The organism is Nonomuraea sp. NPDC050783 (assembly GCF_040802095.1).
Lineage (GTDB): Bacteria > Actinomycetota > Actinomycetes > Streptosporangiales > Streptosporangiaceae > Nonomuraea.
Genome location: NZ_JBFAHK010000014.1, coordinates 95,372 through 119,775 on the forward strand (window position 1 = coordinate 95,372; position 24,404 = coordinate 119,775).

Sequence of the window (24,404 nt, forward strand, 5' to 3'; positions counted from 1 at the left end):
GCCGGACCGCGCATCGGGCGACCGGGCTGTGAGCCGGGCCGCGAACCGGGCGGCTAGCTAGATCGTGAAGATGTCGGCCAGCACGCCGCCGGCCGGGGTGATCCTGGCCGGCGACGGGCTGTCGTAGACCACCATGAGCCGCCCGTCGGCCAGCCGCACCAGCCCCTCCGGATGGTCGCAGCCCACCCCGTACGGCAGGTCCATGACGACCTCCAGCTCGCCGGCCGGCACCACGCCCGCCCGCCGCCCCGGCCACCAGCGCCTGACCTGCACCGGGCCGTCGAGCGCCATGGTCGGGCCGGTGAGCAGCAGCAGGCTGTCGCCGTCGGGGCACAGGTCCCGCACGCCGAGCCCGCCGAGGTCCAGGAAGTGCTTGCGGTACGGCTCGCGCAGCCGTAGCCGCCGCCGGTCCGTCTCCTCCGGCCGCAGCTCCAGCACCACCGCCCAGCCGCGCAGCACCGGACCGCGCAGCCCGAGATAGACCCGCTCGCCCACCACCGCGATGCCCTCGACGTCGAGCCCGTTGTCCTTGCCCGGCAGCGCCAGGAACGGCCCGAGGTGCACGTCCTGGCTCAGGTACGCCGTGAGGTTGCGCTCGCCGGACATGACCGCGCCGGGCCCCGGCTCCTCGCCGTGCAGCGGCAGGCGGGCCAGGATGAAGCGGTTCTCCTCCCGGACGACGGTGGCCAGGCGGTGGGCGGCCTTGGCCGGGTCCTTCGACTTGACCCGCTTGCGCTTGAGGCTGTGCGAGCCGACCACCCACAGGTGGCCGTCCGCCCGGGCCATGCCCTCGATGTCGGCCTCGTCGTCGGGGCCCGCGGGCAGGTCGATGTACTCGGCCAGGCGGAACGTGCGCTGGTCGCCGTAGTGGTCGCCGGTCCACGCCAGGTGTTCGAAGGAGGCGGTCTCGTCGCCGGCGATCCAGAGGCCGTGGGGGCTCTGCCGGATGGCCGAGAGGTTCGTGTGCGTCTGCGACGCTCGCGAGGCATGGTCGAAACGCAGCTCCACCTGTTCCACCACGCCATGATTGCACTTCGGTCGCATCACACACGTAATGGCGGGTTTTGTCGTACGCTCCCGTCGTGCTCGATGGGGAAGATGAGATCAAGGGTTCCCGTGGGAGAACCACAACCCGGCCCGGAATCCTTGCTCCTCCGCCCAAACGCTCCCGCATCGGTGATCTCCGCATGCGGGTGGTGTACCGGGGCCTCGCCGTGGCCGCCGCCGTCGTGGCGGCCGCCGTGACCGTGGCCGTGGTGCTCCCGTCGGAGCCGGACGAGGTCGTCGCGGGGCCGGTAACCGCGCCGCCGGCCGCGCCGCCCTCGTCCGGCCCCGCAGCACCCCCGCCGGTCGCCTCGCCGGTCGCCTCGCCGGTCGCCTCGCCGGTCGCCTCGTCGGTCGCCTCGTCGCCCGCGTCCCCGTCGCCCGCGTCCTCGTCATCCGCGTCCCCGTCGCCGACTGAGGTGATCACTCCGGCCGCGCCCGCCGCGCGGGGCACCCCGACGCCCGGCGTCTCCCTCGCCCCGGGCTACACCGCGATGGAGGCCCTGTACGCCGACCCCCGCGTCCCCCGGCTGACCGGCGCGGTCAAGCGCATGTCGCTGCCGTCCCGGTCCCGGCGGGTGGCCAAGGACCGGCGCAGCGGCCTGGCCGTGCCCCGGCTGGCGAGGCCCTGGAAGGCGTACGGGGCGGCGCCGTTCACCACCAGGCAGGTGCTGCCCCGTCCGCGCGGCGGCGGGCCGCGCGGCACGTTCGTCACCTGCCCGCTACCGATCATGGAGCAGGACTCCCCGCGCGACACGGCGCTGCTGGCCGCCCGCTGGACGCTCAACCACCACCCCAAGGGCGCGAGGATCAGCTGGCTGGCCTCGCAGCCGGTCAAGCACGGCTGGCTGCTCGCCTACCGCGTCACCTACGGCCGTCACTCCTCGCGGGCGGCGGTGGTGGTGCTGGACGGGGGAATGCGCAAGCCCGGATTGGCGTTCGTCACAGTGCCTGATGCGCAGCGCAAGCACTGGCGGGACATCGCCCGCGTGGCCGCAGGGGTGCGTGTTCTAGGCTAGAAAGATCATGGTGGCGGCGACGTGGGGAGTGGACGCCGTGGAACGCTCTGGACCGCCGCAGGCGCCGGGCAAGGGCAAGGGCAAGCCGCCCTGGCGCTCGGAGGGCCTGCCGGGCACGCCCGGAGGCAGGCCCAAGATCAACTGGTGGCGCTTCGTCGTCACCCTGCTCGTGGTGTACGCGGGCTTCTTCGTGGTGTCGTCCTTCGTGGACGGCGGGTCGGTCGAGACGATCTCGTACACCGAGTTCACCAAGCAGATCAACGCGAAGAACGTCAAGGACATCTACGCCCAGGGCCTGTCGGTCGAGGGCGACCTGCGTACTGCCGCGAAGAACCCTGACGGCGGCGCCTCCTACACGAAGTTCGCCACCGAGATCCCGGCCTTCGCCAACACCGACCAGCTCGACCAGCAGCTCGCCACCGGCCAGGTCGAGATCACCTCCAAGCCGCTCACCCGCGGCTTCTTCTCCAACCTGCTGCTGTCGCTGCTGCCCGTGCTGCTGCTGGCCGGTCTGTGGATCTGGATCATGCGCCGCGGCGCCAGCATGATGGGCGGCGGCCTGGGCGGGCTCGGCAAGTCCAAGGCGGCCAAGCCGGTCGAGGCCGGGCAGGTGCGGGTCACGTTCGACGACGTGGCCGGCATCGACGAGGTCGAGAACGAGCTCGTCGAGGTCGTCGACTACCTCAAGGACCCCGGCAAGTACCGGCGGCTCGGCGCCAAGCTGCCCAAGGGCGTGCTGCTCGCCGGCCCGCCCGGCACCGGCAAGACGCTGCTGGCCAGGGCCGTCGCGGGCGAGGCCAAGGTGCCGTACTTCTCCGCCTCCGCCTCCGAGTTCATCGAGATGATCGTCGGCGTGGGCGCCTCGCGCGTGCGCGACCTGTTCGAGGAGGCGCGCAAGGTGGCGCCGTCGATCGTCTTCATCGACGAGATCGACGCCATCGGGCGGGCCCGGGGCGGCGCGGGCGGCCTCGGCGGCCACGACGAGCGCGAGCAGACGCTCAACCAGATCCTCACCGAGATGGACGGCTTCTCCGGGGCCGAGGGCGTCATCGTCATCGGTGCCACCAACCGCCCCGAGATCCTCGACCCGGCGCTGCTGCGCCCCGGCCGCTTCGACCGCACCGTGCAGGTGGGGCTGCCGGACGCCGCCGGGCGCACCGCGATCCTCGCCGTGCACACGCGCGGCGTGCCGCTCGACCCTGAGGTCAGCCTCGACCGGCTGGCCAAGACCACGCCCGGCATGACCGGCGCCGACCTGGCCAACCTGGTCAACGAGGCCGCCCTTCTCGCCGCCAAGCGCGGCAAGGACAAGGTCACCGGCTCCGACTTCACCGACGCGCTGGAGAAGCTGCAGCTCGGCGCGGCCCGCAGCATCGTGATGCCGCAGGAGGAGCGCACCCGCACCGCCTACCACGAGGCCGGTCACGCGCTGCTCGGCATGCTCCAGCCCGGCGCCGACCCGGTCAGGAAGATCTCGATCATCCCGCGCGGCCGGGCGCTCGGCGTGACGCTGTCCACCCCCGACACCGACCGGTACGCCTACGACGAGCAGTACCTGCGCGGCCGCATCACCGGCGCGCTCGGCGGCATGGCGGCCGAGCAGGTCATCTTCGGCGTCATCACCACCGGCGCCGAGAACGACCTGGAGCAGGTCACCATGATCGCCCGGGGCATGGTGGGCCGCTGGGGCATGTCGCCGGAGGTCGGGCCGCTGACCATCCTGCCCAACGACGGCACGCCGCCCCAGGCCAGCGCCGCCACGCTCGCCAAGGTCGACGAGGAGGCGCGGCGCATCGTGGAGGAGTGCTACGAGCGCGCCGTCCAGGTGCTCACCGACAACCGCGACAAGCTGGACGCCATCGTGGCCGCCCTGCTGGAGCACGAGACGCTCGACGAGGCCGACGCGTACGCCGCCGCCGGGCTGACCAGCCAGTCCAAGGCCGCCGTGACCTCCTGACTTTCCAGAGAATTGCACAAAACGGACGTTGATCCGCCGGCGCCACGGGAACCTGTAGCCTGAGGGAGCCCTCTGAGCGCCGAGGATCGGGGGAGAGCCGTGACGCTGCACGACGAGCTTGTCGACCAGCAGCTTCTCGACCAGCTCGGAGAGCCGGGCGTGGAGCAGATGGCCGCCCTGCTCGGCACGGACGAGGCCAGGGCCCGCGACGTCGTGCAGGCGGTGACGGGCGTCATCGTGGGCGGCCTGGCCCGCAACGTCCAATACCCCGACGGGGCCGACGCCCTGCGCGGCGCGCTGGAGGACCACGCCGACGCCGACCCGTTCGACGGCGACGTGGCCTCGCTCACCCGCGACGGGCACAGCATCCTCGGGCACGTCTTCGGCGGGCAGGGCACGGAGGCGGCGGCCACCGGGCTGGCCCACCTGTTCGGCCTCGACACCGGCGCCATGATGAAGCTGCTGCCGCTGGTCGCGCCCATGGTCATGTACCTCCTCGCCACCCGGGCCGCCGGCCGCGACCTCGACGCCGACGGCCTGGCCGACGAGCTGGAGCGGGAGCGGGCGGCCATGCCCGCCGAACGGCGCGACCTGCTCGACGACCTGCTCGACCGCGTCCTCGGCCCCGGCCCCGACGGCTACGGCAGGTTGCCGGGCACGGCCCTCCCCGACTGGTGACGAACGATAGGCTTGTCCGGTGATCGTTCTGGCCTCTGCCTCTCCCGCCCGCCTCGCCCTGCTGCGCAGCGCCGGCCTCGACCCCAAGGTGATCGTCAGCGGGGTCGACGAGGACGCCTACACCGCGCACTCCCCTTCGGCGCTCAGCCTCGTGCTGGCCAAGGCCAAGGCGGAGGCCGTCGCGAGCGGGCTCGACGAGGGCGTGGTCATCGGCTGCGACTCCATCCTGGAGCTCGACGGCCGTCCCTACGGCAAGCCGGCCTCCGAGGAGGAGGTCGTGGAGCGCTGGCGGCTCATGCGCGGCCGCACCGGCCGGCTCGTCACCGGCCACTGCGTCATCGACGTGGCGTCCGGGCGGCGGGTGGCCGAGGTCGCGAGCACCGTGGTGCGCTTCGGCCAGCCGTCCGAAGAGGAGATCGCCGCCTACGCCGCCACCGGCGAGCCGCTCGGGCTGGCCGGGGCGTTCAGCATCGAGGGGCGCGGCGGCTGGTTCGTCGAGGGCATCGAGGGCGACCACGGCAACGTGCTGGGCCTGTCGCTGCCGCTGCTGCGCGAGCTGCTGGGCGAGCTCGGCTACGCGGTGACGTCGTTCTGGCGCTAGCCTGCCGGGCATGCGATCATTGCAGAATTTCGCAGCCGGAGTCGGCTTTTTCTTCCAGGGGTTCGGCTGGGTGGCCAGGAACGGCCGGTGGTGGGCGTTCGGGCTGATCCCGGCGGTGATCGCGTTCGCCGTGTACGTGGTGGCACTGGTCTTCCTGGGCATGTACGCCCTTGAGCTGGCGGAGTTCCTGACCCCGTTCGCCGACACCTGGAGCTGGCGGGAGCTGTTCCGTACGCTGGTCGGCATCGCGCTGTTCCTCGGCGGGCTGGCGCTGGCGGTGCTGACCTTCGCCGCGATCACGCTGGTCATCGGGGAGCCGTTCTACGAGCGGCTGTCCTCGGCGGCCGACGTGCTGGAGCGCGAGGAGGAGCAGCCGTGGTGGCGTACGCTGCCGCGCTCGATCAGGGACAGCCTGATCACGCTGCTCTACGTGCTGCTGTTCACCGTGCCGCTGTTCGTGCTGGGGTTCGTGCCGGTCCTCGGGCAGACGGTGGTGCCGGTGCTGGGCGCGGCCGTGTCCGGGTTCTTCCTGACCGTCGAGCTCACGACGCTGGCGCTGGAGCGGCGCGGGATGGCGCGCAAGGAACGTTTCCGGGTGCTGCGCGCGAACCTGAGCACCGCGCTGGGGTTCGGCGTGGCGGTGTTCGTGTTGTTCCTGGTGCCGTTCGTGGCGGTGATCGCGATGCCGGCGGCCGTGGCGGGCGCCGCCCTCCTGGTACGCGAGCGCATCGCCCCCGTCCCGTAGGGCGTTGTCCACAGGCGGTCCGGCCGGTCGCGCGCTCGTCCACAGAATCGCGCTCGGCCGCTCGCGGCGGTCGCCCGCCGGGCACTCTTACGGTCCATGACGACCAACACCTCCCCTTCCTCCTCGCCCTCCTCCTCCGCCTGCGCGTCCCCCTTCCTCACCCTGCGCAGCCCGGCCGACGTCCTGGCCGCCGTCCCCTATCTCGTCGGCTTCCACCCCACCAGCAGCCTCGTCGTGGTGGGGCTCGACCGCGGCCGGGCCGCGATGGTGATCCGCTGGGGCCTTCCCCTGCCGCCGCGGACCCTCGACCCTCTGGAGACCCTGTTCGGGCGGGAGGGCGTCACCGAGATGGTCGCCATAGGCTACGGTCCCGGCGAGGCCGTCACCCCGGCCGTGGACGAGGCCAGGCGGGTGGCGGCGCGGGCCGGCGTGCGGGTGGGCGAGGCGCTGCGTGCGCACGAGGGCCGCTACTGGTCCTACGTCTGCGACCTGCCGGGCTGCTGCCCCGCCGAGGGCACGCCGTACGATCCGGTCGGCAGCCGGGTCGCCGCCGAGGCCACGGCGCGCGGCCTGGTGGCCCTGCCCGACCGGGAGGCCCTCCGAAACACCCTGGCGCCCGTCACCGGCCCGGTCCGCCTGGCGATGCGCCGCGCCACGTCCGAGGCGGTCACCGAGGTCAAGGCCGGGCTCGCGGCGGCCGCCGACCCCGACGCCTTCGCCCGCCGGTTCGTGGCCGAGGGCCTGGCCCGCGTCCGCGCGGCCCTGGCGGCGCACGCGGAGGGCGGGCGCCTCGGCGACGCGGAGGCCGCCCGGCTGGGGCTCGACCTCGCCGTCGTCAGGGTGCGCGACGAGGCGTGGACCCTCATGCACGAGTCCCACGCGCCGCTCTGGAAAGACCTGACCCGCCGCCTGGAGCCGCGCTTCGCGCCGCCTGCCGCGTCCCTGCTGGCGATGGCGGCCTGGCGGGCGGGCGACAACGTGCTGGCCACCATCGCCCTCGAACGCGTCCTGACGATCGACCCGGGCTACTCGATGGCCAACCTGCTCATGCACGCGGTGCAGAGCATGCTCTCGCCCGCCGCCCTGGGTGCACGCATGCCGACGCCCGCCGAGCTCGACTCCGCGATGGGCACGGCCCACGCGGGCTGGCTGCTTCCGCTGGCGGGCCTGCTCTCCGACGAGGACGACGGCGACGCCGCCGCCGTGCCCGAGGGTGGCTGACGACACTTCCGGAAGGCGGCCGACACGTCGAGACGGGGCGACACGTCAAGACGGGGACGAGTGGAGAGGGACAGCCGGGAGCACACCGCCTCAAGGAAGCCACAAGAGGCCCCGGAAAACCGGAAGAGGCCCGGGAAGCCACAAGAGGCCGGGGAAGCCACAAGAGGCCCGGAAACCGGGAGATCCGGAAGCCGGAACAGGCCCGGCAAGCCGGAACAGGCCCGGGGAAGTCGCAGGAGGCCCGAGGAAACCCGGGGAAGCCGGAGGAACCCGAGGAAGCCGGAGGAACCCGAGGAAGCCGGAGGAACCCGAGGAAGCCGGAGGAACCCGAGGAACCCGAGGAAGGCGGAGGAAATCGGGGAGGGAGTTGGAGCTGAAGAAGGGGGTTAGAGGGAGCCCTCTTCCCGGCGGCGGCGTTCGTTGTAGGCCCGCATGCGGGGCGGGTATCCGGTGAGCTGGACGTCGTACACCGGTAAGGCCAGATTGCGGGCGACCTTGTGGATCACCGCGGGCGAGCCGACCCGCCGCCTGGTCCACTCGCCGTCGTCGGCGACGGCCACGGCGGTCGTGTCGGTGGCGAAGGTCTCCGGCTCCACGTAGAACTCGACGCCGCGCCGCGAGCGGGCGAAGGCGATCAGCGCCTCGATGTCGGCGTCTGTCGCCTCACGGTCGAACTTCGCGACTTTCGAGCCGCGCCATCGACGAAGGCCGTACCGGTCTCGCCATCTCATGAGTCCTTTTTATATCGTCTGGCGCTTTCGCGCGTACGGGAAATGATCTTTTCGGGGACGATCTCCGGGACACCTCGGGGTTTCTCCCGATGGCTCAGGGACGATCGACAGAGCAGTATGGGGGGAGCAACGATTACCGAAGGAGAGGCATGGGGACTATGGCTGGGGTACCGACAACCCCTGGGCCGGGCCAGGTGCCGCCAGCTCACCTGCGCGTCACCAACCAGGACCGGGAGCACGTGGTCGAGCACGTCAAGACGGCGTACGCGGAGGGCCGCTTCGACAAGCTGGAGTTCGACGACCGGCTCGAACGGGCGATGACGGCGCGCACCCACGGCGACCTGATGCCGATCATGGCCGAGCTGTACGGCCCGGAGGCGGTGCCGCAGCTCGCCTCGCGCCCGGTGGCTCCGGCGTACCCCGATCGGGCTCCGGAGAGCAACGAACGCCTCGGCGCCGCGGTCGCCCACCTGCTCCTGGCCGTCGGCTTCCCGATCATCGGCCCGCTGGTCATGCTGCTGGCGGCCGGCAGGACCTCGCCCTACGTGCGCCGGCACGCCGTGGAAGCGCTCAACTTCCAGCTGACCGTGGTCGGCGCGACGATCCTGCTCCCGTTCACGATCATCGGTGTCGTGCTGGTGCCGGTCATCTGGGTGGCCGCCTTCGTCCTGACGATCGTCGGCGGCGTCAACGCCCTGACCGAGGGACACTTCCGGTACCCCATGACGGTCCGCCTGGTGAAGTGACCGGAGCCGGTTGCGTCAGCGGGCCAGCACCTGGTACTTGACGCGCATCACGCCGGCGTTCGTGTTGCCGATGGCGGAGAAGGCGGCGGCGGACAGGTCCAGGCAGCGGCCACCGACGTACGGGCCGCGGTCGTTGATGCGGACGGTGACCGCCTTGCCGTTGCGCGGGTTGATCACGCGGACCCTGCTGCCCAGGGGGAGGGTCTTGTGCGCGGCCGTCAGGGCGGAGGGGTTGAAGCGCTCGCCGCTGGCGGTCATCTGGGGCTCGTCGTAGAACGAGGCTCCGCAGGAGCCGGAGGAGAGCACCCGCGCCTTCGGCTTCCCGGCGACCGTTTTCTTGGTGACCGGCTTCTCGGTGACCCGCTTCTCAGTGACCGGTTTCTCGGCGACCGGTTTCTCGGTGGCGGTCTTGGCCGTTCTGGTCGTCCCGGGCTCGGCAGGGCGCGCGGTCCGGGTCGCGGGGTTCGGGGTCGCGGCGGCCGGGGGCTCGGAGGCCGGGGACAGAGGCTCCGGGGACGAGGGCTTCGGGTTCGGGCGGCGAGCCGCCCCGTTGAGCGCCTTCGGCTCCGGGGTCGCGCTGTCGGCGGGCTTCGCGGCGGTCGGGGTGCGCTTGGGAGCGTCGTCGTTGGCGATCGCCGCGTACGCGGAGGTCGAGGCGGTGGCGATGACGGCGGCACCCGCCGCGATCGCGGTCCAGCGGCGCTTGCCGGTCGGGAACGGCTTGGTGGAGTGCTGACCCAAGGTAAACCACGGTCCTGGATAGGGGATAGGACAGGGAAAGGCCAGGCCGGATGGGGGTGGAGGCGCACGGCGGCCGTTTCGTCGGCGCGGCGGGGAATGCCACGCGGTGAGGACGAACATACGGGACAAATAGCCGGTAAAGACAACTTAATGGGAGTCTAAGTGATATATATCACTTAGATCACAAGATCGCCCTTATCGCCAACAGTACGCTATTGATCTTTGCAATTCCGAGAAATGGCGGAATTCACGACTTGATCGCGAAAATGGCCCATGATCAGGGCAGACACGGCCAGCGGTCGCGCGCCCGGATCAGAACATGAGGGAGCGGACGGTCTCCACCGTGTCGGCGTCCTCCACCCGCTTGTCGGGGCGGTAACGCAGCACGCGGGCGAAACGCAGCGCCATGCCGCCGGGGTAGCGGGGCGAGCGTTGCACGCCGTCGAAGGCGATCTCCACCACCAGCTCGGGGCGCAGCCGCACCGTCCAGTCGTCGGTGGGCCCCTCGGCCAGCTCCAGGAAACGCTCGGTCTGCCAGGCCAGCAGCTCGTCGGTCAGGCCCTTGAACGTCTTGCCGAGCATCACGAACCCGCCCTCCGGGTCGCGGGCCCCCAGATGCAGATTGGACAGCTTGCCCTCGCGCCGGCCGTGGCCCCACTCGGCGGCCAGGACCACCAGATCGAGCGTGTGGCGCGGCTTGACCTTGATCCAGCCCGCGCCGCGCCGCCCGGCCGCGTACGGCGACGACAGCGCCTTCACCACCAGGCCCTCGTGCCCGGACTTCACCACGTCGGCGAAGAAGTGCTCCGCCTCCGTCACGTCGCCGGTCACCAGGCGCGGGGTCAGCAGGGACTGCGGGACGGTGCGGGCCAGCGCCTCCTGGCGCTCGGCGTAGGGGAGGTCGAGCAGGTCGGCGCCGTCCAGGCGGAGCGCGTCGAAGAAGAACGCGCTCAGCGGCGTCTGCTCGCGCAACCGCTCGACGTTGAGCTTGCTGCTGACGCGGGAGGCGGTGACCTGGAACGGGTGCGGGCGGCCGTCGGGACGCAGTGCGATCACCTCGCCGTCCAGCACCAGGTCTTCCGAGGGCATCTTCAGCACGGCCTCGACCAGCTCGGGCACCTGCGCGGTGATGTCGTCGAGCGTGCGGGTGAAGACGCCGACCTCGGTGCCCGAGCGGTGGGCCTGCACGCGGATGCCGTCCAGCTTCCACTCCAGCGCCGCGGGCGTGCCCGCCTTCTCCAGCGCGGCGGCGACATTGGGGGCGCTTCCGGCCAGCATCGGGGAGACCGGCCGCCCGACCTCCAGGCGGAAGGCGTGCAGCGCCGCCACGCCGCCGCTCAGCGCGGCCGCCCCGACGGCGGGCAGCCAGCCGCGCAACGTGAGCGCCCGCCGCACGTCGGCCGAGGGCGCGCCGGACGCCTTGGCCACGGCCTCGATCATGACGCCGTCGAGCGCGCCCTGCCGCAGCTCGCCGTGGAGCAGGCGGCGCATGAACTGCTGCTCCTGGCTGGTCAGCCCGGCGAACAGCTCGGCCACCAGCGCCTTGCGGGCGGCCTGCGAGCCGGGGCCGGCCACGGCCTTGATCGTGGTCAGCAGCTCGTCGACCGCGGTCAGGGTGGCGGTGGCGGCCAGCTTGGGCGGCGGGGCGTCCTCAAGGGTGCGCCAGCCGACGCCTACCTGGCGCTGGGGCAGCTCGCCGGACAGGTAGGAGATCGCGATCTCCGCCTCGTCGGGGCCGACCCTGCCCAGCAGCTCCGCCAGATGGGCGATCTTGCCCAGCCTGGCGGACGTGCGCGTCACCGCCTCGCTCACTCGGACCACGTCGATCAGAAGCACACGCCTATCGTGCCTCACGCGGCCGACAATCCCTACTGGATACCGGGCGGATGATGGGTCCCTCCGGCCCGGATCCGCCCCGGATCCGGCCCGCGGGCCCGGCGCGCGCCGGCGCGGGGGCCGTCGCGCGAGGCCGGGCCCGTGCCCGTGCCGGGGTGACGGCTCGGCACGGGCCGGGCGGGGGCTCAGCTGACGCCGAGGAGATCCACCACGAAGATGAGGGTCTCGCCGGGCTTGATGGCGCTGCCCGCGCCACGGTTGCCGTAGCCGAGGTGCGGCGGGATGACGAGCTTGCGCCGGCCGCCGACCTTCATGCCGGCGACACCCTGGTCCCAGCCGGCGATGACCCGCCCCTTGCCGAGCGGGAACTCGAACGCGCTCCCGCGGTTCCACGACGCGTCGAACTCCTCCCCGGTGGAGAAGGCCACACCGACGTAGTGGACGCGGACCGTGTGACCGGGCTTGGCCTCGGGGCCGTCGCCCTCGACCAGGTCCTCGATCTCGAGGTCCTTGGGCGGCGTGCCGCCGGGGAAATCGATCTCGGGCTTCTCAAGTGCCACGAAGTGCTCCTGTTGGCGATTCTGACGTTGTCATCGGACCCGAAGACTCTATGCGGTCGGGATATCGTCTTCGTTCATGGCCGCCCTGAGTCCCGACGCGATCCTGCTCACCGGCCGCGTGGCCGTCGTCACCGGTGGAGCGCGGGGCATCGGGCTGGCCATCGCCGAGACCCTCGCCGCGTTCGGCGCGCACGTCGCCGTCTGCGACCGCGACAAGCCGCCGCTCGGGGAGCCGGGCATGACGCTCGACGTGCGCGACCCGGTGGCGGCTGAGGTGTTCGCCCAGGCGGTGCGCGAGCGCTGGGGCCGGGTGGACGTGCTGGTCAACAACGCGGGCGGCACGTTCCACGCGCCGTTCGCCGAGGTCTCGCCGCGCGGCGAGCGTACGCTGATCGAGGAGAACTTCACCCAGGTCACCGGCATGATCCGCAGGCTGCTGCCGCTCATGCCGCCGGGCTCGTCGATCATCAACGTGACGTCGAGCGAGGCGCACCAGGCGGCGCCGGGGTTCGCGGTGTACGCGGCCATGAAGGCGGCCGTGGAGAGCCTGACCCGGTCCCTGGCGCTGGAGCTGGCGCCCCGGGGTGTCCGGGTGAACGCGATCGCCCCCGACGCCCTGCCCACCGAGGGCGAGCGGGGCGTGCGCGAGCGCATGCTGGCCGCCGCTTCCCTGCCCTACGAGCCGGCACGCCTGCCGCCCCTCGGCCGGCTCGGCGAGCCGGTGGAGGCGGCGGGGGCGGCGGTGTTCCTGGCCGGTGACCTGGCCAGGTTCGTGACGGGCACGACGGTGCACGTGGACGGCGGGATCAACGCCGCCGGCGGCTGGCGGCGCGTCCCGTGAGCGCCCATGAGGGCCCGTGAGCGCCTGTGAGCCCATGAGCGCCGGTAAGCGCCCGTGAGCCCATGAGCGCCCGTGAGCACGGGTGAGCAGGGCCCTGGCGGCCGGTCGTCACCAGCTCGTGTGCAGCGGCATCCCCTCGGCGTAACCGGACGAGCTCTGGATCCCGACGACGGCCTTGGCGTGGAACTCCTCCAGGTTCGAGGCCCCCGCGTACGTGCACGACGAGCGCAGCCCGGCCACGATCGCGTCGATCTGGTCCTCCACGCTGGGCCGCTTGGGGTCCAGGTACATCCTGGACGTCGAGATGCCCTCCTCGAACAGCGCCTTCCTGGCCCGCTCGAAGGCGGAGTCCTCGGCCGTCCGCAGCCGCACGGCCCGCGCCGAGGCCATGCCGTAGTTCTCCTTGTACTTGCGCCCGTCGGCGTCGGTGCGGGTGTCGCCGGGCGACTCGTACGTGCCCGCGAACCACGACCCGATCATCACGTTGGAGGCGCCGGCGGCCAGGGCGAGGGCCACGTCGCGCGGGTGGCGCACGCCGCCGTCCGCCCACACGTGGCGCCCGAGGCGGCGGGCCTCGGCGGCGCACTCCAGCACCGCGGAGAACTGGGGCCGCCCCACGCCGGTCATCATCCGGGTGGTGCACATCGCGCCCGGCCCCACGCCGACCTTGAGGATGTCGGCGCCGGCCTCGACCAGGTCGCGGACTCCGGCGGCGGTCACCACGTTCCCGGCCGCCACGGGCACCCCGGGGTCGAGGGCCCGCACCGCGCGCAACGCCGAGATCATCTTCTCCTGGTGGCCGTGCGCGGTGTCCACGACCAGGCAGTCGACCCCGGCCTCCAGCAGCTCCTTGGCCTTGGCGGCCACGTCGCCGTTGACGCCGACGGCGGCCGCGACGCGCAGCCGGCCCCGGGCGTCCACGGCCGGCTGGTAGAGGGTGGCGCGCAGCGCGCCGGTGCGGGTGAGGATGCCGACCAGCCGCCCGTCGTCGTCGACGATGGGCGCCAGGCGGTGCCGGCCGTCGTGCAGCCGGTCGAAGGCGGCCCGCGGGTCGAGCCCGGCGGGCAGCGTCAGCAGCTCGCTCGACATGACCTGGGAGAGCTGCGTGAACATGTCCACGCCCTGGCAGTCGGCCTCGGTCACGACGCCGACCGGCCGGTTGTCCCAGTCGACGATGATGACCGCGCCGTGCGCGCGCTTGGGCAGCAGTTGCAGCGCCTCGCCGACGGTCTCGTGCGGGGTGAGGGTGAGGGGCGTGTCGTGGACGAGGTCGCGCCCCTTGACCCATTCGACGACGTCGGCCACGACGTCCAGCGGGATGTCCTGGGGGATCACGGCGATGCCGCCGCGCCGGGCGATGGTCTCGGCCATGCGCCGGCCGGCGACGGCGGTCATGTTGGCCACGACGATGGGGATGGTGGTGCCCGTGCCGTCGCCTGTGGACAGGTCGACCGCGAGCCGCGATCCGACGGCGGAGCGCGACGGCACCATGAACACGTCGCTGTAGGTCAGATCATGCCTCGGCTCGAGGTCGTTAAGAAACTTCACGTTCATCCATCTTATGTGGTGACAGCCCTGTCATGGGTTTTACCCGTTCGCGGGGGCCATATGATCGGCCCGGGCATGTCAGGGGAGGAAGGGGTCTCGTGAACGTCACCGAACGGGCCGAGTTGACGGTGGTCGGCTGGGTGGTCCGCACCAGCAATGCCGACGAGATGGACCCGGCGCGCGCCAAGCTGCCCGCCCTGTGGCAGCGCGCGGGAGCGCCGGGCGTCTTCGCGCACGTGCCCGGACGGGTGGACGAAAACCTCTACGCCGTGCTGACCGACTACGAGAGCGACCACCACGGGGCCTACACGCAGATCGTCGGCGTCGGCGTGCGCACCGCGCCGCGGCTGCCCGAGGGCATGGTGGCGGTCCGGGTGCCCGGCGGGCAGGCGCTGAAGGTCGAGGCGCGCGGGCCGATGCCGCAGGCCCTGGTCGAGGCGTGGCAGCAGGTGTGGAAGCACACCGAGTCGGGCGGCACCCCGCCGCGCGCGTTCACGACGGACGTCGAGGTGCACCACCCCGACGGGGTGGACATCTACCTGGGCCTCTAGCCCGGCCTGGACCGGTCCGGAGCCGGGCGCGGGGCCGGGGCGGCCAGAGGGCAGCCAGAGGGCGGCCAGAGGGCAGGCGGAGAGCAGGGCGCGGTCTACGGCAGGGCGAGGGCGGCGGCCGCGGCCTCGACGGCCGCCCGTTTGACCTGCGCCACGGGCAGGTGCGCGTACTCGACCGTGCAGTCGGACATGCCGCCCAGCGCCACCGTCGCCCGGATCTGCAGCTCCGGTGTGGGATCGGGGCCGAGCAGCAGCGCGATCATGCGCCGCTGCCACGCGAACACGCGCTCCCCGAGGTCGAGCGTGCCCAGCAGCGACAGCTCGCGCACGATCATGGTGGTCACCTCGCGGTGCCGCCACATCAGCTCGAAGCAGTCTTCCAGCAGCGCCCGCGCCTCGCCCGCCCGCGCCTCGCCGGGCGGGCGGGTGTCGACGAAGCGCTCCAGGTCGTCGACCAGCGGCTGGAGGATGCTGCGCACGAGGTCCTCGCGCGAGGCGAAGTGGTAGTAGAGGGCGGGCTTGGTGATGCCCAGCCGTTCGGAGATCTGGCGCAGGCTCGTGTTCTGCACGCCCTGCCGGACGAACAGCTCGCGGGCCACCTCCTGGATGCGCGCCTTGGTGTCACCGGGCATGGACCAAGATTACCCCTTACCTTCCGTTAAGTCAGAGCGTACTCTGGAGCGTACTTACCTTCCGTTAAGTAAGGAGGTCGGCATGAGGGTCCTCATCTCCGGCGCCAGCGTCGCGGGTCCCGTGCTGGCGTACTGGCTCAACCGGTACGGCTTCACCGTCACCGTCGTCGAGCGCGCCCCGGCCCTGCGCAAGGCGGGCGGCCACGCGATCGACCTGTTCCGCCCCGCCATGGACATCGTCGAGCGCATGGGCGTGCTCGACCGTGTGCTGGCGGCCAGGACCGGCACCGAGCACCTGACCATGTACCGCGAGGGCTTCGCCAGGCCGATCGACCTGGAGATCACCCGCGTCCTGGCCGCCGTCTCCGACCGCCATGCCGAGATCATGCGCGACGACCTCAGCGAGATCCTGTACGAGGCCGCCCGCGGCGACGTCGAGTACGTCTTCGGCGACTCGATCGCCGCCCTGTCGGCGCGGACCGGCGAGGTGCGCTTCGACAGCGGCAGGGAGGACCGCTACGACCTGGTGGTCGGCGCCGACGGCCTGCACTCCAACGTGCGCCGCCTCGTCTTCGGCCCCGAGTCCCGCTACACCACCTGGATCGGCGCCTACCTCGCGGTCGCCTCGGTCCCCAACCACCTGGGCCTGGACGGCCGCATGGAGGGCATCGCGGGCGCCGGCCGGATGGCCGGCATGTACGGCGCGGCCCGCATGGACGACGCGCGGGCGCTGTTCCTGTTCCGCACCCCGCGCCCGCTCACCTACCACCACCGCGACGTCGCCACCCAGCGGCGGCTGCTGCGCGAGCACTTCACCGGCCTGGGCTGGCAGGTGCCGCGCCTGCTGGCCGAGGCGGAGCGCTCGCCCGCGTTCTACTTCGACTCCATCACCCAGCTCCGCCTCGACACCTGGTCACGCGACCGGGTGACGCTGGCCGGCGACGCCGGCTACTGCCCGGGACCGGCCGTGGGCGGCAGCACGAGCCTGGCGGTCGTGGGGGCGTACGTGCTGGCGGGCGAGCTGGCCCTGCACGGCGGCGACCCGGCCCGCGCCTACCCGGCCTACGAGGCCGCGATCGGCCACTACGTGCGCCGCAGCCGCGCGTTCGCGGTCAAGGCGGCCCGGCGGCTCGTGCCGGGCAGCCGCCTGGACCTGGCCGCGCTCGCGGGCGCCGCGTGGCTGGCCGGCCGGCTGCCCACCGGGCTGACCAGGGCCGTCGTCAAGCTCGGCAGCAAGGGCGTGCGCCTGCACGACTCGATCGCCCTGAAGGACTATCCCGCCCTCACCGGGGCCGCAGCTCGATCGGGAACGACGTCACGCCCCTGACGAAGGCGTTCGGCAGGATCCGCGGCCCGCGCCCGTCGGCCCAGGACGCCTCCCGCACCCGCGCCACCCACTCCTCGAAGAAGATCCGCAGCTCCAGCCGGGCCAGCGCCGCGCCCAGGCAGAAGTGCGTGCCGAGGCCGAAGGCGATGTGCCCGCCCGGCCTGCGGGTCACGTCGAACGCCTCCGGCTCGGCGAACACCTCGGGGTCGCGGTTCGCCGCGCCGTACATGAGCAGCACCTGCGCCCCCGCGGGGATCGGCCGGCCGTGCAGGCGGGTGTCGCGGGTGGCGGTCCTGCACATGTTGAGTATGGGCGTGGTCCACCGGATGAACTCCTCGACCGCGCCCTCCATGAGGCCGGGGTCCTCGCGCAGCAGCCGCCACTGCCGCGGGTGGCGGATCAGCGCGTCGATGGCGGTGGCGATCACCGTCCTGGTGGTCTCGGCGCCGCCGTCGAGCAGCAGCAGCGCCTCGTTGGCCAGGCGCTCGTCGTCGTAGTCGGGGCTGGCGCACCACAGCGACAGCAGGTCCCCTCGCGGGCGGGCGCGGCGCTCGGCGGCCAGCTCCAGCACCGCCTGGCCGTACTCGCCGGCCGCCACCGCGGCCTCGTGGGTGACGTAGCGCAGGCCGCCGCCGGCCACGATCGTCGTCTCCGACCAGTGCTTGAGCCGGGGCCAGTCCTCCTCGGGGAAGCCGAGCAGCCAGCCGATCATCCGGGCCGGCAGCGGCGCGGCCAGCTCGGCCACCGCGTCCACGGCGCCCTTCTCCAGGGCCCGGTCGAGCTGCTCGGCGACCACCTCCCTGACGCGGCCGGCGTAGGCGTCGCGGACGTGGTGCGGGGTGAAGCGGCGGTGGACCAGGCGGCGGCGGGCGGCGTGCTCGGGGTCGTCCAGGCCGATCATGGACGGCTCGGACGGGAGCTGCGGGCGGTAGCCGGCGGTGCTGGTCCACAGCTTCGGGTCGCGCTCGATCGCCGAGACGTCGGCGTGGCGCGAGATGCCCCACAGGCCGTTGGCCGCGTCGTGGTAGACGGGGGCGTGCTCGCGCAGCCAGGCGTAGACGGGGGCCGGGTCGCCGGCGTACAGGTCGCCGTCGAGCAAGTCGATGATCATGCGAGCACCCCTTGGCTTCGCAGCTTGTCCGCCTCCTCCCGCGTGAGGCCCCAGTCGGACAGGTCCGTCAGGCGGGTGGCGGGGGAGAGGTCCTGGGCGGGCACGCCCAGCAGGCGGGGCGCGGGCCGGGGCTGGACGACGCCCCCGACCTCGGCGAAGGCGTCCCGCGCGACGTTGTGCGGATGGGCGGCGGCCTCGGACATGGACAGGACCGGCGACACGCAGGCGTCGGAGCCGGCGAACAGCTCCTCCCACTCGGCCCGCGTGCGCTTCCTGAACTCCTCGGCCAGGCGCTCGCGCAGCGCCGGCCACTGTGCCCGGTCGTCGCGGTCGGGCAGGTCGGTCAGACCCATGAGGGTGACCATCGCCTGCCAGAACTGCGGCTCCAGCGACCCCACGGCCAGGTAGCCGCCGTCGGCCGTCTCGTAGGTGTCGTACTGCGGCGCGCCGGTGTCGAGCAGGTTCGTGCCGCGCGGCCCCCAGAAGCCGCTCTGCACGCCCTGGTAGAACATCGCGAACAGGATCGCCGCCCCGTCCACCATGGCCGCGTCGATCACCCGCCCCCTGCCGGTGCGCTCCCGCTCGAACAGCGCCAGCAGGACGCCGTAGGCGAGCATGAGGCCGCCACCGGCGAAGTCGCCGAGGATGTTGATCGGCGGGGTGGGCTTGCCGCCCTCGCGGCCGAGCATCGACAGCACGCCGGAGATCGCGATGTAGTCGATGTCGTGCCCGGCGGTGGGGGCGAGCGGGCCGTCCTGGCCCCAGCCGGTCATCCGCCCGTAGATCAGCCGCTCGTTGACGGCGTGCAGGTCGTCGGGGCCGATGCCGAGCCGCTCGGCCACGCCCGGCCGGAACACCTCGATCACCACGTCGGCATGCCGCGCCAGCTCCTTGAACGCCGCCACGCCCTCGGGCGCCTTCAGGTCCAGACCGACCGTGCGCTTGCCGCGGTCCATGACGTCGGTGCGCGGCCGGTCGGAGACGGCCTTGACCCGGTCCACCCGCAGCACCTCGGCGCCGTGGTCGGCCAGCATCATCCCGGCGAACGGCCCCGGTGCCAGCCCGGCGAGCTCCAGCACGCGCACCCCGGCCAGCGGGCCGCGACGGTCTTCAGTCATACCGACAGTAGAACAACATTCGGTGATCTCGTGCAAGCCGCCTTCCTCGACCACCCTCCCCGGCCGCATCAGGTATGGGAAACTTGCCTGCTGTCTGTGGTGATCTACAGGGGACGGACATGGTTTCGGATAGCAACCGGCTCATCGCCCGGCGCTACGAGTTAGTGCGCGAGCTGGGCCGCGGGGGGATGGGCGTGGTCTGGGAAGGCCGGGACACGCTGCTCAACCGGCAGGTCGCCATCAAGGAGGTGGTGCTGCCGGACGGCTTGTCGCCGGGCGACCGGGAGCGCCAGCTCGTGCGGACCGTCCGCGAGGCCCGCACCGCCGCCAAGCTCAACCACCCGGGCGTGGTCGCCATCTACGACGTGGTCGAGGAGGACGGGCGCCCCTGGATCGTCATGGAGCTGCTGCGCTGCCCCACGGTCGAGGAGGTCGTGCTCAGCACCGGCGCGCTGCCGATCCGCGAGGCCGCCGACGTCGGCCGCCAGGTGCTCTCGGCGCTGCGCGCCGCCCACGCGGCCGGCATCCTGCACCGCGACGTCAAGCCGAGCAACATCCTCATGACCGAGGACGGCCGGGCGGTGCTCACCGACTTCGGCATCGCCACTGTCGAGGGCGACGCCTCGCTCACCCGCACCGGCATGGTCACCGGCTCGCCCAGCTTCCTCGCGCCCGAGCGGGTGCGCGCCGACGCCGCCGGGCCGCCCTCCGACCTGTGGTCGCTGGGCGCGACGCTGTACGCGTGCCTGGTGGGCCGCTCGCCGTTCGAGCGGGGCGAGCCCATGGCCACCCTCAACGCGCTGCTCAACGAGGAGCCCGACTACCGGCGCATCCCGCCCGCCATGCACCCGGTCCTGCGCGGCCTGCTGCGCAAGGAGCCGGAGGACCGGCTCGACGCCGAGGAGGCCGACAAGCTCCTGGCCGCCCTCGCCGCCACCCGGCCCGCCTACGACCACGACGAGCCCGAGCGCGAGCGCGGCGGCCGGGGCCGGGGCCGGGCCCTGCTGGCGGCGGCCACGGCGGCGGTGGTGGTGATCGGGGCCGGGGCGTTCGGCTACTTCAGGTTCGCCACGCCCGCCGAGGGCGCGCCGCGCGCCAGCACCGCGCCTGCCGCGGCGACCGCTCCGCTGACCCCCGTCCCGACGCCGCCCGCCGCCACCCCCACCGCGACGGCCACGCGCACGCCGCGCGCGACCCGGGCGGCGGCGCCCCTCGTGCGGGCCTGGCGCTCGCCCGACGGCTGGTCGATCCTGCGGCCGACCGGCTGGCGGGGAGCGCGCGGGGAGGCGTACACCGAGTGGACGCGCCGCGACCGGGGCGCCCACCTCGGCGTCCAGGCCGTCTTCAGCAACACCCAGCCGAGCGAGCTGATGATCACCACCCTCGACGAGCTGCGGCAGAGCGCCGCGAACGTGGTCGAGCGCGGCCGGCGCACGGTCCGCCACCAGGGCGTCAGGACGCTGGAGTGGGAGCTGACCTGGACGGCGGGCGCCGAGGGCGGCGCGCCCTGGGTCACGCCCGGCACCCGCTACCGCGAGCTGCGCCGGGCGGTGGTTGTCGGCGACACCGCCTACGTCCTGTCCTGGACCGTCGCCGAGAAGCAGTGGCCGCGCAGCCGGGCGCTGATGCGGCAGGTGATCAACAGCTTTACTGTGAGGGCATGAGCCCCTGGACCCTGCTCGCCCTGCCCCCACTCCCGGAGGCGCTCGTCCGCCGCCTGCTCGCGCCGCTCGGCGACCGGGTGGACGTGCGGGTGCCCGCCGCCCGCGACCGCGACGCCCTCCTGGCGGCGCTGCCGGAGGCCGAGATCGTGCTCGGCGACTGGACGGGCGCGCTCGCGCTGGACGCCGCCGCGGTGGCCGCCGCGCCCCGGCTGGCCTTCGTCCAGCAGCCCTCGGTGGGCGTGGACGGCCACGACCTCGGCGCCCTGGCGGCGGCCGGGGTGCCGCTGGCCAACACGCCGGGCGTCAGCGCCGTCGCGGTCTCGGAGTGGTGCCTGGCCGCCGCCCTGGCGCTGGCGCGCAAGCTGGTCGCGGGCGACGCCGCGGTACGGGCCGGGGAGTGGCCGCAGCAGAGCCTGCAGCCGTACGAGCTGCGCGGCCGCCGGGTGGGCGTGGTCGGGTACGGCCCGATCGGCGCGGCCTGCGTCGAGCTGTTCCGCGCGCTGGGCTGCCAGGTGGCGTTCTGGACCCGCACGCCCCGCGAGGACCCGTCCTTCCAGGACCTTGACGCGCTCGTGGCGGGCAGCGACGTGCTGGTCGTCGTCATCGCGCTGTCGGAGCGGACCAGGGGCCTCGTCGACCCGGCCCGCATGAAGCCCGGCGCGCTGCTGGTCAACGCCGCCCGCGGCGGGGTGGTCGACCAGGCCGGGCTGGTGCGGGCGCTGCGCGAGGGCACGCTGGCCGGGGCGGCGCTGGACGTGTTCGACACCGAGCCGCCGCCCGCCGACGACCCGCTGCGCGAGCTGCCGAACGTGCTGCTCAGCCCGCACGTCGCCGGCGTCACCCCCGAGGCCAGCGGCCGCCTGCTGACCGCCACGGTGGACAACCTGCTCGCCGCCGTCGAGGGCCGCGAGGTGGACGGCGTCGTCAACGGTGTCGAGCCCGCGGTTCGCAGGAAGTTTACCGATACATCTACCCAATAACGGCTCCACCTGGCACGATGAACAGTTTTCGTGTCTTTAACGACCCCGGTCTGGCTCACACCGCGCGCGGGAGATACGGTCTTACGGACGATCTCTACACCAGCTCAAGGGGGTGATTTGGTGACGACGATGGCGACACACCGCCGGGCAGTGGAGCAGATCCGGCAGTCGTACGCCGAGATCCCGGGCGGGGCGGCGCCCCGGCTCGCCAAGTCGACGTCGAACCTCTTCAGGTTCCGCGACCCCGGGCGTACGGCCAAACTCTCGGCCAGAGACCTCGACGAGGTCATCAGCGTCGATCCTGAGACCATGACGGCCGAGGTCCAGGGCATGACCACGTACGAGCACCTGGTCGAGGCGACGCTGCCGCACGGCCTCATGCCGTACGTCGTCCCGCAGCTCAAGACCATCACGCTCGGCGGCGCCGTGACCGGGCTCGGCATCGAGTCCACCAGCTTCCGCGACGGCCTGCCGCACGAGTCGGTCGAGGAGCTGGAGATCCTCACCGGCGACGGCCGGGTGATCGTGGCCCGCGACGACAACGAGCACCGCGAGCTGTTCCGCGCCTTCCCCAACTCCTACGGGACGCTCGGCTACGCCCTGCGCATCAGGATCAAGCTGCGCAAGGTCCAGCCGTACGTGCACCTGACCCACATCAAGTTCACCGACGCCGCCAAGTGCATGCTGGCCATGCAGGAGATCTGCGACAGCATGGTCCACGACGGCGAGCAGGTCGACTTCGTGGACGGCGTCTTCTTCCATCCCGGTGAGATGTACGTCACCGTCGGCCGCTTCGCCGAGCGCGCGCCCTACGTCTCCGACTACACGGGCATGCGCATCTACTACCAGTCGATCAGGCAGCGCAACCGCGACTGGCTGACCATTCACGACTACCTGTGGCGCTGGGACACCGACTGGTTCTGGTGCTCGCGGGCCTTCGGCGTGCAGCAGCCCGTGGTCCGCTCGCTCATGCCGCGCCGCTGGATGCGCTCCGACGTCTACCGCCGCCTGGTGGCGCTCGACCGCAGGCACGGCGTCACCGCCCGGGTCGACCGCTGGCGCGGCCAGCCCGTCCACGAGTCGGTCATCCAGGACGTCGAGACGCCGATCGAGCGCGGCGCGGAGTTCCTGGAGTTCTTCCACGACAAGGTCGGCATGACCCCGGTGTGGATGTGCCCGCTGCGGGCGAGCTCGCGCTGGCCGCTCTACCCCTTGGAGCCGGGCCGCCTCTACGTCAACTTCGGCTTCTGGGGTATGGTGCCGCTGCCACGGGGGCAGTTCGACGGCTACTACAACCGGTTGATCGAGAACGCCGTACACGATCTCGACGGCCACAAGTCGCTCTACTCGACGTCCTTCTACGCCCGTGAGCGGTTCTGGCAGCTGTACAACGGCGACGCCTACTGGCCGGTCAAGCGGGAATACGACCCCGACGGGCGCCTGCTGGACCTGTACGACAAGTGTGTGCGGGGAAGGTGACTGGATGGCTCTCGCAACCATCTTTGAGAAGATCGTCGGCTCCGACGCGAACATCGCGTTCACGGCCTACGACGGCAGCAAGGCGGGCCCTGACGGGGCCGATCTCGCGATCGAGGTCAAGTCCCCGATCGCGGTGGCCTACCTGGCGCACGCCCCGGGCGAGCTGGGCCTGGCCCGGGCCTACATCTCGGGCCATCTCGACGTCCAGGGCGACCTTTACACGTTGCTGGACCGCATGTGGAACATCACCACCAACGACCTGACCACCGCCGAGAAGCTCGCCGCGGTGAAGGCGCTGGGGGTCAAGCCGCTGCTCATGCGCGTTCCGCCGCCGCCGCAGGAGATGCGGCAGAGCGTGCTGGCCCGGATGGGCTCCCGGCACGCCAAGCAGCGTGACGCCGAGGTCATCCACCACCACTACGACGTCTCCAACCGCTTCTACGAGTGGGTGCTGGGGCCGTCGATGGCCTACACGTGCGCCTGCTTCCCGGAGGAGGGCTCCTCGCTGGAGGAGGCCCAGTACACCAAGTTCGACCTGGTGGCCCGCAAGCTCGACCTCAAGCCGGGCATGCGCCTGCTCGACGTGGGCTGCGGCTGGGGCGGCATGGTCATGCACGCCGCCAAGCACTACGGCGTCAAGGCGCTCGGCGTCACGCTGAGCAAGCAGCAGGCCGAGTGGGCCCAGAAGGCCATCGCCGACGCGGGTCTGCAGGACCTCGCCGAGGTCCGCCACCTGGACTACCGCGACGTCCGGGAGACCGGCTTCGACGCGGTCAGCTCCATCGGCCTGACCGAGCACATCGGCAAGGACAACGTGCCGTCGTACTTCGAGTTCCTGTACGGCAAGCTCAAGCCCGGCGGCCGCCTGCTCAACCACTGCATCACCCGCCCGACCGGCAAGGAGAAGACCTTCAACAAGGGCGGCTTCATCAACCGCTACGTCTTCCCCGACGGGGAGCTGGAGTCGGTGGGCTGGCTGATCCGCCAGATGGAGGACCTCGGCTTCGAGATCCGCCACGAGGAGAACCTGCGCGAGCACTACGCCAAGACCCTGCGCCACTGGTGCGACAACCTGGACGCCAACTGGGCGGACGCGGTGCAGGAGGTCGGCCTGGGCACCGCCCGCGTGTGGGCCCTCTACATGGCCGGCTGCATCGTCGGCTTCGAGCGCAACAAGGTCCAGCTCCACCAGGTGCTGGCCGTCAAGCTCGACCGCGACGGCCGCTCCGGGGTCCCGCTGCGCCCGGCCCGCACCTGGCCCTGACCCGCGCCAC

The 24,404-nt window shown here is 72.4% G+C and carries 23 protein-coding genes; 14 read left to right on the forward strand and 9 right to left on the reverse strand.

Features of this window, described 5'->3' with window-relative positions:
- Positions 1–57: 57 nt before the first annotated feature.
- Positions 58–1,020 carry a DUF3616 domain-containing protein gene (locus tag AB0H75_RS32175; protein WP_367802876.1) on the reverse strand — a complete coding sequence of 321 codons (963 nt, stop codon included), beginning with the start codon at positions 1,018–1,020 and terminating at the stop codon, positions 58–60.
- 167 nt (positions 1,021–1,187) lie between these two features.
- Here AB0H75_RS32175 and AB0H75_RS32180 point away from each other — a divergent pair, with 167 nt between their 5' ends.
- The 6 genes from AB0H75_RS32180 (at position 1,188) to AB0H75_RS32205 (ending at position 7,265) form a co-directional block, all read left to right on the forward strand.
- Positions 1,188–2,063, forward strand: a complete 876-nt coding sequence (locus AB0H75_RS32180) for a hypothetical protein (protein ID WP_367802878.1) — start codon at positions 1,188–1,190, stop codon at positions 2,061–2,063.
- A 37-nt stretch (positions 2,064–2,100) separates the two neighbouring features.
- Entirely contained in the window at positions 2,101–4,020 is a 1,920-nt protein-coding gene (ftsH, locus tag AB0H75_RS32185; protein ID WP_367802879.1) for an ATP-dependent zinc metalloprotease FtsH, read from the forward strand.
- A 99-nt stretch (positions 4,021–4,119) separates the two neighbouring features.
- Complete coding sequence (locus AB0H75_RS32190; RefSeq protein WP_367802881.1) at positions 4,120–4,698, forward strand: DUF937 domain-containing protein; 579 nt, start codon at positions 4,120–4,122, stop codon at positions 4,696–4,698.
- 19 nt (positions 4,699–4,717) lie between these two features.
- Positions 4,718–5,299, forward strand: coding sequence for a nucleoside triphosphate pyrophosphatase (locus AB0H75_RS32195; RefSeq protein ID WP_367802883.1), 582 nt, complete (start codon positions 4,718–4,720; stop codon positions 5,297–5,299).
- A 10-nt stretch (positions 5,300–5,309) separates the two neighbouring features.
- Positions 5,310–6,044 (forward strand): EI24 domain-containing protein, encoded by a 735-nt coding sequence (locus tag AB0H75_RS32200; RefSeq protein ID WP_367802885.1) that lies wholly within the window; start codon positions 5,310–5,312, stop codon positions 6,042–6,044.
- A gap of 96 nt (positions 6,045–6,140) precedes the next feature.
- Positions 6,141–7,265, forward strand: coding sequence for a DUF4192 domain-containing protein (locus AB0H75_RS32205; RefSeq protein ID WP_367802886.1), 1,125 nt, complete (start codon positions 6,141–6,143; stop codon positions 7,263–7,265).
- Positions 7,266–7,651: 386 nt separating this feature from the next.
- Here the strand turns inward: AB0H75_RS32205 and AB0H75_RS32210 are convergent, their stop codons facing one another.
- On the reverse strand, positions 7,652–7,996 hold the full coding sequence (locus tag AB0H75_RS32210) for a hypothetical protein (protein WP_367802888.1): 345 nt from the start codon (positions 7,994–7,996) through the stop codon (positions 7,652–7,654).
- Between the two features lie 158 nt (positions 7,997–8,154).
- Between AB0H75_RS32210 and AB0H75_RS32215 the strand changes: the two genes are divergently transcribed.
- Positions 8,155–8,742: a DUF1707 and DUF4870 domain-containing protein gene (locus AB0H75_RS32215; RefSeq protein WP_367802890.1), complete on the forward strand. Its 588-nt coding sequence runs from the start codon at positions 8,155–8,157 to the stop codon at positions 8,740–8,742.
- Positions 8,743–8,757: 15 nt separating this feature from the next.
- On the opposite strand, the gene AB0H75_RS32220 is transcribed toward AB0H75_RS32215, so the two are convergent.
- From AB0H75_RS32220 to AB0H75_RS32230, 3 genes are all read right to left on the reverse strand, one after another.
- The gene (locus tag AB0H75_RS32220; protein ID WP_367802892.1) at positions 8,758–9,483 is read right to left on the reverse strand and encodes a septal ring lytic transglycosylase RlpA family protein; all 726 of its coding nucleotides are present in this window, start codon (positions 9,481–9,483) and stop codon (positions 8,758–8,760) included.
- Positions 9,484–9,795: 312 nt separating this feature from the next.
- On the reverse strand, positions 9,796–11,319 hold the full coding sequence (locus AB0H75_RS32225) for an ATP-dependent DNA ligase (RefSeq protein WP_367802894.1): 1,524 nt from the start codon (positions 11,317–11,319) through the stop codon (positions 9,796–9,798).
- Between the two features lie 185 nt (positions 11,320–11,504).
- On the reverse strand, positions 11,505–11,879 hold the full coding sequence (locus tag AB0H75_RS32230) for an FKBP-type peptidyl-prolyl cis-trans isomerase (RefSeq protein ID WP_367802896.1): 375 nt from the start codon (positions 11,877–11,879) through the stop codon (positions 11,505–11,507).
- Between the two features lie 76 nt (positions 11,880–11,955).
- Between AB0H75_RS32230 and AB0H75_RS32235 the strand changes: the two genes are divergently transcribed.
- The gene (locus AB0H75_RS32235; RefSeq protein ID WP_367802898.1) at positions 11,956–12,720 is read left to right on the forward strand and encodes an SDR family NAD(P)-dependent oxidoreductase; all 765 of its coding nucleotides are present in this window, start codon (positions 11,956–11,958) and stop codon (positions 12,718–12,720) included.
- Between the two features lie 108 nt (positions 12,721–12,828).
- Here AB0H75_RS32235 and AB0H75_RS32240 read toward each other — a convergent pair whose 3' ends face one another.
- Positions 12,829–14,268: a GuaB1 family IMP dehydrogenase-related protein gene (locus AB0H75_RS32240; RefSeq protein ID WP_367802900.1), complete on the reverse strand. Its 1,440-nt coding sequence runs from the start codon at positions 14,266–14,268 to the stop codon at positions 12,829–12,831.
- A gap of 98 nt (positions 14,269–14,366) precedes the next feature.
- On the opposite strand from AB0H75_RS32240, the gene AB0H75_RS32245 reads away from it, so the two are divergent.
- Positions 14,367–14,819, forward strand: coding sequence for a GyrI-like domain-containing protein (locus AB0H75_RS32245; protein WP_367802902.1), 453 nt, complete (start codon positions 14,367–14,369; stop codon positions 14,817–14,819).
- A 95-nt stretch (positions 14,820–14,914) separates the two neighbouring features.
- Here AB0H75_RS32245 and AB0H75_RS32250 read toward each other — a convergent pair whose 3' ends face one another.
- Complete coding sequence (locus AB0H75_RS32250; RefSeq protein WP_367802904.1) at positions 14,915–15,451, reverse strand: TetR/AcrR family transcriptional regulator; 537 nt, start codon at positions 15,449–15,451, stop codon at positions 14,915–14,917.
- An 82-nt stretch (positions 15,452–15,533) separates the two neighbouring features.
- Here AB0H75_RS32250 and AB0H75_RS32255 point away from each other — a divergent pair, with 82 nt between their 5' ends.
- Entirely contained in the window at positions 15,534–16,778 is a 1,245-nt protein-coding gene (locus AB0H75_RS32255) for an FAD-dependent monooxygenase (protein ID WP_367802906.1), read from the forward strand.
- Here AB0H75_RS32255 and AB0H75_RS32260 read toward each other — a convergent pair.
- Together AB0H75_RS32260 and AB0H75_RS32265 are read right to left on the reverse strand one after the other, a co-directional pair.
- Positions 16,735–17,889, reverse strand: a complete 1,155-nt coding sequence (locus AB0H75_RS32260) for a cytochrome P450 (protein ID WP_367802908.1) — start codon at positions 17,887–17,889, stop codon at positions 16,735–16,737. The genes AB0H75_RS32255 and AB0H75_RS32260 overlap by 44 nt on opposite strands.
- Positions 17,886–19,007 (reverse strand): CaiB/BaiF CoA transferase family protein, encoded by a 1,122-nt coding sequence (locus tag AB0H75_RS32265; RefSeq protein WP_367802910.1) that lies wholly within the window; start codon positions 19,005–19,007, stop codon positions 17,886–17,888. Before AB0H75_RS32265 ends, AB0H75_RS32260 begins: the two co-directional genes overlap by 4 nt.
- Positions 19,008–19,126: 119 nt before the next feature.
- On the opposite strand from AB0H75_RS32265, the gene AB0H75_RS32270 reads away from it, so the two are divergent.
- From AB0H75_RS32270 to AB0H75_RS32285, 4 genes are all read left to right on the forward strand, one after another.
- Positions 19,127–20,671 carry a serine/threonine-protein kinase gene (locus AB0H75_RS32270; RefSeq protein ID WP_367802912.1) on the forward strand — a complete coding sequence of 515 codons (1,545 nt, stop codon included), beginning with the start codon at positions 19,127–19,129 and terminating at the stop codon, positions 20,669–20,671.
- On the forward strand, positions 20,668–21,651 hold the full coding sequence (locus AB0H75_RS32275; protein ID WP_367802914.1) for an NAD(P)-dependent oxidoreductase: 984 nt from the start codon (positions 20,668–20,670) through the stop codon (positions 21,649–21,651). The genes AB0H75_RS32270 and AB0H75_RS32275 overlap by 4 nt, the downstream gene beginning before the upstream one ends.
- A 129-nt stretch (positions 21,652–21,780) precedes the next feature.
- Positions 21,781–23,130 carry an FAD-binding oxidoreductase gene (locus AB0H75_RS32280; RefSeq protein WP_367802916.1) on the forward strand — a complete coding sequence of 450 codons (1,350 nt, stop codon included), beginning with the start codon at positions 21,781–21,783 and terminating at the stop codon, positions 23,128–23,130.
- Positions 23,131–23,134: 4 nt separating this feature from the next.
- Positions 23,135–24,394 (forward strand): class I SAM-dependent methyltransferase, encoded by a 1,260-nt coding sequence (locus AB0H75_RS32285; RefSeq protein WP_367802918.1) that lies wholly within the window; start codon positions 23,135–23,137, stop codon positions 24,392–24,394.
- The last annotated feature ends 10 nt before the right edge of the window (positions 24,395–24,404 follow it).